At 37.2% G+C, this 12094-nt stretch carries 11 protein-coding genes and 1 rRNA gene; 9 read left to right on the top strand and 3 right to left on the bottom strand.

Translation table 11 applies throughout. From position 1 onward, the window contains the following. A 5S ribosomal RNA gene (gene rrf / locus GVV22_RS03075) occupies window positions 1–95 on the top strand; the annotation flags it as partial. A 71-nt stretch (window positions 96–166) separates the two neighbouring features. Here the strand turns inward: rrf and GVV22_RS03070 are convergent. Together GVV22_RS03070 and GVV22_RS03065 are read right to left on the bottom strand one after the other, a co-directional pair. Further along, window positions 167–1435, bottom strand: a complete 1269-nt coding sequence (locus GVV22_RS03070; RefSeq protein ID WP_159648697.1) for an adenylosuccinate synthase — start codon at window positions 1433–1435, stop codon at window positions 167–169. Between the two features lie 92 nt (window positions 1436–1527). Beyond that, a complete protein-coding gene (locus GVV22_RS03065; RefSeq protein ID WP_159648696.1) occupies window positions 1528–3051 on the bottom strand; it encodes a bifunctional metallophosphatase/5'-nucleotidase in 1524 nt (507 codons plus the stop codon). A 188-nt stretch (window positions 3052–3239) separates the two neighbouring features. Here GVV22_RS03065 and GVV22_RS03060 point away from each other — a divergent pair, with 188 nt between their 5' ends. From GVV22_RS03060 to GVV22_RS03025, 8 genes are all read left to right on the top strand, one after another. Further along, a complete protein-coding gene (locus GVV22_RS03060) occupies window positions 3240–3617 on the top strand; it encodes a NusG domain II-containing protein (RefSeq protein ID WP_159648695.1) in 378 nt (125 codons plus the stop codon). Beyond that, the gene (locus GVV22_RS03055; RefSeq protein ID WP_159638045.1) at window positions 3614–4114 is read left to right on the top strand and encodes a Gx transporter family protein; all 501 of its coding nucleotides are present in this window, start codon (window positions 3614–3616) and stop codon (window positions 4112–4114) included. The genes GVV22_RS03060 and GVV22_RS03055 overlap by 4 nt, the downstream gene beginning before the upstream one ends. An 18-nt stretch (window positions 4115–4132) precedes the next feature. Next, complete coding sequence (locus GVV22_RS03050) at window positions 4133–5920, top strand: ABC transporter ATP-binding protein (RefSeq protein WP_159648694.1); 1788 nt, start codon at window positions 4133–4135, stop codon at window positions 5918–5920. Beyond that, the gene (locus GVV22_RS03045; RefSeq protein WP_159648693.1) at window positions 5920–7758 is read left to right on the top strand and encodes an ABC transporter ATP-binding protein; all 1839 of its coding nucleotides are present in this window, start codon (window positions 5920–5922) and stop codon (window positions 7756–7758) included. The genes GVV22_RS03050 and GVV22_RS03045 overlap by 1 nt, the downstream gene beginning before the upstream one ends. Before the next feature lie 138 nt (window positions 7759–7896). Then, window positions 7897–9009: a M42 family metallopeptidase gene (locus GVV22_RS03040; protein WP_159648692.1), complete on the top strand. Its 1113-nt coding sequence runs from the start codon at window positions 7897–7899 to the stop codon at window positions 9007–9009. Window positions 9010–9210: 201 nt separating this feature from the next. Next, complete coding sequence (locus tag GVV22_RS03035; RefSeq protein ID WP_159648691.1) at window positions 9211–10584, top strand: PTS sugar transporter subunit IIC; 1374 nt, start codon at window positions 9211–9213, stop codon at window positions 10582–10584. An 83-nt stretch (window positions 10585–10667) separates the two neighbouring features. Continuing rightward, window positions 10668–11102, top strand: coding sequence for a hypothetical protein (locus GVV22_RS03030; protein ID WP_159648690.1), 435 nt, complete (start codon window positions 10668–10670; stop codon window positions 11100–11102). A 1-nt stretch (window position 11103) separates the two neighbouring features. Continuing rightward, window positions 11104–11328: a hypothetical protein gene (locus GVV22_RS03025; protein ID WP_159638057.1), complete on the top strand. Its 225-nt coding sequence runs from the start codon at window positions 11104–11106 to the stop codon at window positions 11326–11328. Between the two features lie 43 nt (window positions 11329–11371). On the opposite strand, the gene GVV22_RS03020 is transcribed toward GVV22_RS03025, so the two are convergent. Continuing rightward, window positions 11372–12082, bottom strand: a complete 711-nt coding sequence (locus GVV22_RS03020; RefSeq protein WP_159639998.1) for a GntR family transcriptional regulator — start codon at window positions 12080–12082, stop codon at window positions 11372–11374. Between the last annotated feature and the right edge of the window lie 12 nt (window positions 12083–12094).

The raw sequence follows: 12094 nt of genomic DNA, 5'->3' as shown, positions 1-12094 counted from the left end.
TGGTCACACCTGTTCCCATCTCGAACACAGAAGTTAAGCACTTTAGCGGCGACAATATCTAGCCAAGCGTTAGTGAAGATAGCTCATTGCCAGGTAATTCGACATCCATTTGGATGTCTTTTTTTATGCATGTTTATGAAAAAGCCCCGTGAATACGGGGCAAATGTTAGCGATACATTATTTGTTTTCGATTTGGTCCGTTTGAAACAATCGCTATTCTTGTATCAATTAATTTCTCTAGTTCTTCGATATAGGCTTTACATTTTTCAGGAAGATTTTCATATGTAGAAATTTGGGTAATATCAACATTCCATCCTTTAAATGACTTAATTACTGGTTTCGCAGATTCGAGCTCTGTAATATTGCCAAATCGTGTGGAAACTTCACCATTATACTCATACGCAACAACAACTTTAATTTCATCAAGATATGATAGTACATCGATATTTGTTAATGCTACATGCGTGGCACCTTGAACTTTGCATCCATATTTAGTTGCAACTGCGTCAAAGTAACCTACACGTCTTGGGCGACCGGTATTTACGCCGTACTCACCAGCATCACCGCCTCGACGTCGAAGCTCTTCTGCTTCATCACCGAATATCTCAGACACAAAAGCGCCTTCTCCAACGCAACTGGAGTATGCTTTTGTTACGGCCCATACTTCATCTATTTTATATGGCAATCCTGCACCGACAGTTGCATAATGTGCAAGCGTTGATGAAGATGTAGAATATGGATAAATTCCGAAGTCAGGATCTCGCAATGCACCGAGTTGACCTTCGAATAATATATTCTTCCCTTGGCTATGCATGTCATTCAAGAATGTAAATGTGTCTATTACAAACGGTTCGATAGTTTTGCGATATTCAATTAATTCATTTAAAATTGATTCTTTCTCTAAAGGTTCATGTCCGTAAAGATTAACGAGAAGCGTATTTTTGATATCTAAAATACGCCCGACTTTAGATTCTAACCATTTTTCGTTAAATAATTCAGCCACTTGAAAACCAATCTTTGCGAATTTATCAGAGTAGAATGGAGCAATGCCAGACTTTGTTGAACCAAACTTTGCATCAGCAAGTCTTGTCTCTTCGAGTTCATCAAAAAGTTTATGATAACTCATTACAATTTGAGCTCGATCGCTTACAACTATTTTAGGTTTAACTCCACGATCTTCCAGTTCTTTTAGTTCTTTCATCAATGCAGGGATATTAAGTGCAACACCATTTCCAATTACATTTGTAGTATGCTCATAGAATACTCCAGATGGTAGCATTTTTAGTGCGAATTTCCCTTGATCATTGATAATTGTATGACCAGCGTTGTTTCCGCCTTGAAATCTTACAATAATATCAGATTCATTTGCGAATACATCAGTAAGTTTACCTTTACCTTCATCGCCCCAGTTTGCGCCAACAATTGCTTTTATCATATAGACCTCCTGAAAAGCAAAACGAGGCACCAGGGTGCCTCGTCGTACACGAATAAGACTAACAAAAATCATTTTCCATGTCAAACAAAAATTTATTTGATTACTCTAATATTATCAGTATGATTTACAATTACGGGAGAATTTTGTAGGAAATAATTCATAATAGTATCGACCATTTCCTCTTGAATCTCTTGTACTGTCGGACAGTCAGCAACCATTGTATAATTTCCGCCACCCATTGCTCTATAATTATTTGTTACTAGGTTTAGTGTATCTTCGTCATTTATTTCAATACCATTTCTAGTAATTCTTTCGACACGCAAACCCTTTGGCTTTGATACGTTGATTGTATATTCGATACCGTCTAGCATGTCATAGTTATAATGCTGAGGCTTAGGATTGATAAATTCAGGAGAAGGAACGATATTCCCTTCATCATCGAGAGCAAAATAGTTTGCGCTAAATTCGACCATTTCCTTGATTGATTTACCGGTCATTTTCTTCACGACCAATGTGTTTGGGTATAAGTATGTACTTACAAGCTCTCGCATTGTAATTTCGGAATTGAATCCAGTTGCCCCATTAAAAAGTGCTACAGATGATATATCGGCTTTACAACGATCCAACTGGACTTGATTAAAGAATGAGACAATCGGGTGTTTATGAATTCTTGCATCAAGTTCATCTTCAATCACAAGAGAAGGAGAGTGTGCATCTAGTTTTCCGACGGGTTGATCGAGCCAGGTCTGAACATTATCTTGAATAATTTGGTATTGTTGCAGTAGTGATTCATCAACTGGTAAATCATTGACTTTATGAAGTTGCGCACTTTTTTCACCAGTTTCTAAATCCAAATCAATTGTAATGTATTCTTGCCCTTTAAAAGTATTTTGGGTAACAAGAACGCCATTTACAACTTCAACAAATGAGCGATGTTGATGTCCCGTAATCAGAATATCTAATCCATCTATTTTTGTCATTTCGTACCCTTGGTTCTCACCAGTTAATCGTTCTGTTGGTTCTCCTGTTTTCGGGTCGCGTTCAAGACCACCATGATAAAGTGCAATCACAAAGTCGACAGAATCTTTGACACGTGAAACTTCTGTTTGAAGTTGGGAGAGCGCATCTCTAAATGTCATATTTTCGATGTATGCTGGACGTTCCCAATTCGGAATGTAATGTGTTAATACGCCAATTAATGCGATCTTTTTTCCGCCTTTTTCAATAATTTGTGTATTTCCAAGCTGTTTACCTTTAATATCGACATTAGATGTAAGCAGTGGAGCATTGTTTTCGCTAATAAATTTCTTAAGAATAGCTGGTCCATAATTGAAATCATGATTTCCTAAATTTATGAAATCATACTTTAGAGTATTAAACGCTGCTGCAGTTGGATTCATGTAACTATCTGCATTTTGATGTGCAAAAGTAAGTAGTGGTGTTCCTTGGAATGAATCACCGTTGTCGACGAGTAAAATATCATTCTTCTCGCGAAGGGAATGGATAGCTGAAGCAATTCGTGCTAGACCATAGCTCTCGATATTATCGCGACTTGTATAGTTTGTTGGAAAGATATTTCCATGTAAATCAGTTGTTGCTAATATTTTCATTTTCATATTTATCACCTTTATCAATTATACTAAATTTATCGATTGAAAGGGAATAAAGCTGTATTTAATCTTAGAATATCTAAAAATATTCACGGTTATTGACTTTTGCGGGAAAGTAACGGTATTTTGTGAAATATGTTGAACAAATTGCGTCAAAGTATGCTAAAATCAACACATATAGAAAGGAGAAGTCAATGAATCGATCAGATAAAGTCTTCATCAGCATCGTGTTTATTTTAAGCGTTGCGTTATTCCTATCGACTGGGAAGTTAGTCGAAACAGTGAATGCTGATTTAACCCAGGCAGTTGTGACTTTCAAAGATAAGGAAGTCTTGCGTATAAATATGAATAAGGACGAGTTCTACACTGTTTCAGGTGAACTTGGTGATGTCGTGGTCGAAGTCAAAAATGGCAAGATTCGTGTTGCCGAAGAGATTTCTCCTTTAAACTATTGCTCACTTCAAGGATGGGTGGATAAAACGAATGTCCCAATTGTTTGTTTACCTAATAAAATACTAATTGTGGTGGAAGCAAATCAAGCAGCAACTGACGAAGATATTATTATTCGATGACAATCAGAAATAAAACACAACGAATGACTGTTTTAACTATGCTCGTTGGCATGGCTCTAATCGTCAATATGATGGAACCCGTGTTTGTAATTGGGTTACCAGGAGTTAAGCTTGGCTTAGCGAACGTTTTGGGACTGTTTGCTCTATATATTTTTGGAGCTAAAGAAATTTTCATCGTCAATATTATGCGTGTTGTGATTGCATCACTCATGCGTGGTACATTTTTAGTGGGCACAGGTTTCTGGTTAGCCTTAATTGGTGCTATACTCAGTAGTGCTGCTGTGGTAGTATTTCATAAATTTACAAATATGTCTGAGATTGGAATTTCTACAGTCTCAGCAACCTTTCATAATTTAGGACAAATATTTGTAATTATATTTATAACGGATATGCCGCTCATGATTACATGGCTTCCTGTAATGTTACTAACAGGGTTACCTACAGGTGTATTAACTGGCTACTTGGTCCAATCAATTCTTAAAAAATTTAAGAGATAGTGATTAGGAGTAGTGGTAATGAACCAAATTAAATTTATAAAGAATTATACACAGGGTTACAAACGAAACCTGATTTATATGGTTATTGCAACATTTGTTTATGTTGCTGTCGTACTTGTAAATCCACTGTTGTTACAATTCACAATCGATAATGTTATTAATATGGATCCAATCACCAGCTCGGTGTGGATTCGATTTTCTGAGTTTTTTGGTGGTATAGCAACGATTCACAATAATTTGTGGATTATTGCTGGAGTTCTAGTTGGACTTAACGTCATTAGTAGTATCATGTTGTACTGGCGTGGTCATTCAAATGGTATTTTTGCAGAGGTGTTTACTGAACGATTGAGAAATCATCTCTATGATCATCTACAAAAATTACCATATGCGTACCATGTACGCGCAAAAACAGGTGATTTAATTCAACGTTGTACTTCAGATGTTGATACTATTAATAGGTTTTTAGCGAATCAAATACGGGAATTTGTTTATGCTATTTTTATGGTTGTCATTTCATTAACTGTAATGGCGCAAATTAGTATTAAAATGACGCTTATCTCGATGATAGTTTTTCCGTTTATCTTTTTCTTTGGATTTTTGTTTTTTAAGAAAATGCAAGAAGTTTTCAAGGAGAGTGATGAAGCGGAGGCTGCATTATCAGATGTTTTCAAAGAGTCATTAGATGCAGTTCGAGTTGTTAAAGCTTTTAACCGCGAACGCTTTGAACTTGATAAATTTACTGAAAAGAATATAGAGTATCGCGATAAAACAAAACATCTTATTTGGCTGCTTGGAGTTTATTGGGGAACTTCGGATTTACTTTGTTTCTTGCAAATCCTTGCTGTGTTAGTTGCAAGTATTTTTGAAGTCAGAAGTGGTGCGCTTACAATCGGACAAGCAATCGTATTTGTAACATATATTAGTACTGTGTTATGGCCTATTCGTAATGTTGGACGGATTCTTTCGGATATGGGTAAAGTAACAGTCTCAATTGACCGTCTCAATGAAATTTTAGAAATTGATATCGAACAGCTTGATGAAGGTGAAACACCTCAAATTGATGGTGGAATCATCTTTGATAACGTCTCGTTTATGTATGATGACGGGAATGAGTGGGTTCTTCGTAACGTCTCATTTGATATCAAGGCTGGAGAAACTGTGGCTATTATGGGACCTACGGGTTCAGGAAAATCTAGTCTGGTTCATTTGCTAACTCGAATTTATGATGCAACGGAAGGTATGATTCGATTCGATAATCACGATATTACGTCATTATCACCGCGTTATGTACGTGAAAATGTTGGGATTGTCTTGCAAGAACCGTATCTATTTTCGAAGTCAATTTACGATAACATCCGTGTTGCGACTCCGTATGCGAGTGAGCATGATGTTTATGAGGCGGCTCGTGTTGCCTCTATCCACGATGTAATTGCAGGTTTTGACCAAGGCTATAATACCGCAGTTGGTGAGAAGGGTGTTACATTAAGTGGTGGTCAGAAGCAACGTGTTGCGATTGCAAGAACTGTCATTAACAAACAACCAATTGTCATTTTTGATGATTCATTGTCTGCTTTAGATACTGAAACCGATTCAAATATTAGAAATGAATTAAAACGTGCAAAATCTACTGCGACAACGTTGATTATCACACACCGTGTTAATTCAGCACAGACTGCGGATAAGATTATCGTAATTAATAATGGTCGTGTGGAACAAATCGGGACCCATAATGATTTAATCGCTCAGGAGGGGCTATATCATACGATTGCCACCATTCAGAGCAATCAGTTTGGAGGTGATCAATAATGAATCCAGAATATGAAGAAGAAATATTTGATGAAGAAACGCTGGATACTGGTTTATGGCGAAAAATACTTGGTTTACTCGCACAAAGTAAGAAGCGTATGTTTATTGCACTTTTTATTGTTTTAGGAGAGTCTGCAATTGGTGTGACCTTACCTTTACTCAACCGACATGCTATTGATGTATTCTATGTAGGACAAGGCTCAACGCAAGATATAATTCTATTTGGACTTGCTTATGCTGGATTGGTTATTATCCAAGCTTATCTCATCTATCAATTCATTTATCAAAGTGGATTGATTGAAATGGATGTTAGTTACCATACACGTCAGAATGCAATGAAGAAATTGCAAAACTTACCGTTTTCGTATTATGATCGAACACCAAGTGGTTGGATTATGGCACGGGTTACTAGTGATATTTCTCGCTTGTCGGAAATCTTGTCCTGGAGTTTTGTTGATTTAATCTGGGGTGTATTTATGATGATCATGCTTGCGATTGTCATGTTTGTAACAAATTGGAAACTTGCATTAGTTGTTGTGTCGGTAATTCCATTTATTTACGGCGTTAGCACATGGTTCCAACGTCGCATCTTACGAAGCTATCGAAAATCTCGAGCAGTGAACTCAAAAATAACAGGTGCTTTTAGTGAGGGAATATCAGGAGCGAAAACAACAAAGACAATGGCATTGGAAGAATTACATTTTTCAGAGTTTAGTGTCCTAACATCTGAAATGCGTTCGCGAACGATGCGTGCAATTATCTTAAGTTCACTTTACTTTCCTGTTATCATTATTGTCACGTCTTTAGGAAGCGCTGGTGTAATCTCTATTGGTGGAAATATGGTTATCCAAGGGCTGGTCCAATTTGGTACATTAATACTCTTTAATCAGTACGCAGGACAGTTCTATGAACCATTGCGTAACATTGCGAATATATTAGCTTCGTTACAAATGGCACAGGCATCTGCTGAACGTGTGCTTTCATTACTCGAAATCGAACCTGATCTTGTGGATCGCGATGATGTTATTGCAAAATATGGTACGATACTTGAACCTAACGAATCTGTATATGAAGATATAGTGGGGGACATCGAATTCAAAGATGTTGATTTCTACTATAATCCGGATGAGCCAATTCTAAAGAATTTCAATCTTAAAGTGAAACCGCGTCAAAGGATCGCTTTAGTTGGAGAAACTGGATCGGGTAAAAGTACGATTGTTAATCTGATATGTCGCTTTTATGAACCTAAAGCGGGTGAACTGTTGATTGATGGAGTTGATTATCGAGATCGTTCGATTGGATGGCTTCATTCACACTTAGGTTATGTACTTCAAGCACCGCATCTGTTCTCAGGTACTATTAAAGATAATATCCGTTATGGTCGTTTGGATGCTACTGATGAAGAGATCATCGAAGCGTCTAAATTGGTTAACGCGCATAGTTTCATCATGCAAATGGAACAAGGGTATGATACAGATGTCGGTGAAGGGGGTGGACGTCTTTCTACAGGACAGAAACAACTCATTTCCTTCGCGCGTGCATTGCTGGCAAACCCTTCAATATTTGTATTAGATGAAGCAACATCATCTATTGATACTGAGACTGAGGCAATTATTCAGTATGCAGTTGACACCGTATTAAAAGAAAAAACGAGTTTTATCATTGCTCACCGTCTATCAACAATAGTTAATGCTGATCGCATACTTGTTGTTAAAAATGGAGAAATCATTGAGGATGGAACACATGAAGAACTTTTAGCTGCTAAGGGTTACTATCATCGATTGTATACCAATCAGTTCAATGAAACCATGCAAGATCAACTCATGTCTAACTTATAAGTGCCTTCGGGCACTTTTTTCTATCATAAGAAGTGATAACTGAGAAATGTTGTGGTATGATAATACGAGTAAAACAACTCATGATTTTGAGGAATCATCACAATGAGATTAAAGTTGTAGAAATAAGGAGAATATAGCATGGATAAAAATAATTTTAAGTTGGAAGAGGCGTATGGTGATGTAAATTTAAGTATGCTTGCAGATTTCACACTTACAAATGGAATTTCAGGACACGAGCGTGAAATCGCGGAAGTATATCGCAATTGGACAGAAGATGCGGCTGATGATATCTCATATGATAATTTGGGATCAATCATTGCTCATAAAGAAGGTGTTGCAAATGGACCTAAAATTATGTTTGCGGGTCATATTGACGAGATTGGTTTCTTAGTAAAATCAATTGATGCAAATGGATTCATTCGCCTTCACCCAGTAGGTGGTTGGTGGCCTCATGTATTGCTATCACAACCTGTGACTGTCACAACACGAAAAGGTGCAGCCTATGTTGGCGTAATCGGTTCAAAAGCTCCTCATGGAATGCCTGTTGCAGTTCGTAATAAAGTTATGGAACTCAAAGATTTATACGTTGATATGGGTGTAAACAGTAAAGAAGAACTTGAGTATCTGGGTGTTCAAGTTGGTGATGCTATAACACCTAAAGCTGATTTCCATGTATTAGCTAACCCTAACTACCTCATGTCAAAAGCGTGGGACAACCGTATTGGTGCAGCTATTTCAGCTGAAGTTATTCGTCAATTAAAAGAAGAAAAGACAGATGCACATATTTATTCAGTGGGAACTGTTCAAGAAGAAGTTGGACTTCGTGGTGCTAAGACTGCTGCGCAAAAGATTAATCCAGATATTGCCGTTACTATTGATACGACAATTGCACAGGATACACCGGGTGAAGATAACCGTATTAAATTAGGTGTAGGTGTAACTCTCGAAGTTATGGATGCATCTTATATCGGTCATAAAGGACTTCTATACTATCTACAAGATCTGAGTGATGAATTGGGTATTGATTACCAGTTTGAGCTCTTAGCAGCGGGTGGTACGGATTCTGGTGAAATTCATAAAGTTCACGATGGTGTTATTACACTTTCAATCTCTATTCCTACACGTTATATTCATTCACATTACGGTATTATTCACCGTAAAGATTATGTAGACACTGTAAAACTCCTCACGGAATTCAGTAAGCGTGTCGATGCATCAGTGCTTGAAGATTTACAAAACTACAAACGATAATCTAAAAACTACTTAATAAAGTAGTTTTTTTTTTAGGTTATACGGCTTTAGGAGTGGTTTTTGGTTCAAACGTTATAACATTTCGCAAAGAAAGCCTTTACAAAGATTATAATGTTAGATATAATATGACTGTAATTCGTACCTACAACTTTTAAAATGAAGGTACAAGGACATCGTAGGAGATGTTAAGAGGAGGAAGTTATGGAAGGAATTATCCAGTTTTTTGAGGACAAGTTAGTCCCAATTGCTGCTAAGATTGGTAATCAGCGTCATCTGATTGCAATCCGTGATGCGTTTGCTGCTTTGATGCCACTTGTTATGGCAGGTGCTGTCGCATTACTGTTGAATAACGTTGTATTCAGCCCGACTGGCTTGTTGTCAACTTTTGTTGGCGGATCAGCTGATTCCGGGTTCTTCAAGTTTACAGGGGAATACATTTCACCAATTCTTGCAACTATGGATGCAGGAACACTCTCAATTCTAGGGTTAGCACTCTCATTTGCAATTGCTTACCTACGTGCACAAAATGAAGGACAAGATGCTCTTGTCACAGGTACAATTTCAATTGGATCATTTATCATCTTAGGTGCTTTAGGACGTAAGAACCAAATGATTGCTCCTTGGATTGGTCACTACTTGGGAAGTCAAGGAGTCTTCGTTGCTTTAATCGTTGGACTTATCGTTCCAGCAATCTACTTCGCAATTGTTAACCGTAACCTTACAATTAAAATGCCAGATACAGTCCCACCTGCAGTATCTCGTGGATTTACAGGAATCATTCCTGGTACAGTTGTATTGTTCTTATTCGCTGCAGTTAAATTTGCAATTACTAAAGTCCAATGGTCTGGATTAGAACAAATGTTTGGTGAGGCGGCTGCAAACCCAAATATCTTCATGCTTTTTGAAGTTTATATTGCAAAACCATTTGCGTCGATTTCACAAGGTCCAACATTGATCTTAATTATTACAATTCTTGTTCCGATTCTATGGTTCTTTGGATTACACGGTGCTAACTTATTGGCTCCAGTTATGAGTCCAATCTATGGAAACTTACAAAACCACAACTTACAAGCTTATGCTCAAGGTGTTAGAGATGTTGGATTTGACCCTCTAGGACAAAATACTTTAGCATACTGGGTAAGTGGTTCATGGGATGCATATGTATGGCACGGAGGATCGGGGGCAACACTTCCATTAATCCTTGCAATCTTACTCTTCTCAAAATTACGTGATCAAAAGGAAGTTGCGCGTTTATCACTCGCTCCTGGTATCTTTATGATTAACGAACCTGTTCTATTCGGTATTCCTATCGTCTTGAACCCAATTTATATTATCCCATTTGTATTGAATCAACCAGTTCTTGCAATGATTGGATACTACGCATCAATTTCTGGATTCGCTGGTCCTATCGTTAACTCGATTCCATGGACAACGCCTCCAGTACTAAATGCATTATTAGCTACAAACTTCAGCATTGGTGCTGGTATTATTGCAGCAATTAACTTTGCTATCGCGTTTGCATTCTACGTACCATTCGTATTTGTTGCAAACCGCGCAGAAGGTATTGAAGCATAGATTAGACGTCTTTCTTAATAGAAATATATTTGGAAGTCCTGTATAATCTATTTATACAGGACTTATCTATTGAAGGAGCACACATGATTAAAGAAACGATTTACATTGAGAAACCTATTGAAGACGTATGGAATTTTATTGAACTTGAGTTTGCGAAAGTCTTTAAAACAAGTCCATCAAAATTACTTGGTAAAACAATCGAAGCGGAAACCATGAACTTTACTGGTAAGGTCATTGCCATTCGTCAAGAGGTTACAATTCAGGAAAAGCCACACCGTTTAATTATTCAGTCTGAGTCAGGTCGTGATCTGGTTGAGACGGAGTACAATCTCGAAGCGGATGAAGCTGGAACAGGTACTTACCTTACTGCAAGCGAAAGTGGCAAAGGTAAAAAAAGTACGTTGCGATCATTAAACTACAGTCTTATGTCACTGCCAATTTTACGTGGTAGCGCAAAGAAGAAAGTGAGAGCTCGTATCGAAGGTATTAAGATTTTAGTAGAGGGGGAGGCAGAGTAAAATGATTCAAATTTCAAGCCCATTAAAACGTGATTTTATTAAAGGTTTATTTGAGGATTATGAAGTCGAAGGCTTTGTATATACACTCGAAAAAGAACAAGGAATCAAACTGATTTATTCAGTTAATAAACCAGATCAAATGGATCGTGCGATCCGTTTATTTAAAGATCGTATTAAAGAATCAGACTTAGGACGAACATTGTTCTTCCAAGTTGTTGAAATATAAAAAAAGAACTTCACAGAGGATTTGCATCTGGTGAAGTTCTTTTTTATAGATTAGATAGTTTTAAGAATTTGGTATATTTGTAGTGATGGATATCAATGGAGTAGTCAAAAATTTCTCCAGTTTTAAACATCGATTTGTTGGTCGAAATTAGCGCTGGGTCACCTTCTTGAAGACCTAAAAGATGGGCATCACGAAGATTAAGCGGTGCCGCTTCAATAACACGGTCTACATATCCAATTTGTCGGTTCAATCCATTTCGAATGTAATCATAAATGGAATCATTAATGATATCTTCATTTAGAAATGGAATGTATTGCTTGTTATAGTATGAGTATTCAACAACCCAACGTTTACCGTCAATGATTCGAAGTCGATTGATATAATACAATTCTGTTCCAACTGCACAGTTCATAATTTCTGCAAGAGATTCAGTTGCGGTAGTCTCATTGAATTCAATGATTTGTGATTCAATGGTACTGTTTTGAAAATCAGCGGTTAAGCCGCGAAAATTTTCTAAATTAATGATTGAATTATCTTGTTGTGCGATATTGCGAATAAACATACCGCTACCTTGAACCGCCATAATATATCCTCGTTTAACAAGTGTATCAACTGCTTTGCGAATTGTATTGCGGCTCACGTTGAATTCTTTACCCAACTCTTCCTCAGTAGGCAGTTTATTGCCATCGCTATAATAACCACTTAATATACGCTGTTCTATGTCTGAACTAATACTCTGATATTTATGTGTCATAGTTATCCCCAC

Source organism: Erysipelothrix aquatica (assembly GCF_009828825.1).
In the GTDB taxonomy this organism is placed as follows: Bacteria; Bacillota_I; Bacilli_A; order Erysipelotrichales; family Erysipelotrichaceae; genus Erysipelothrix; species Erysipelothrix aquatica_A.
This window is presented reverse-complemented; position numbering and strand designations above follow the sequence as displayed.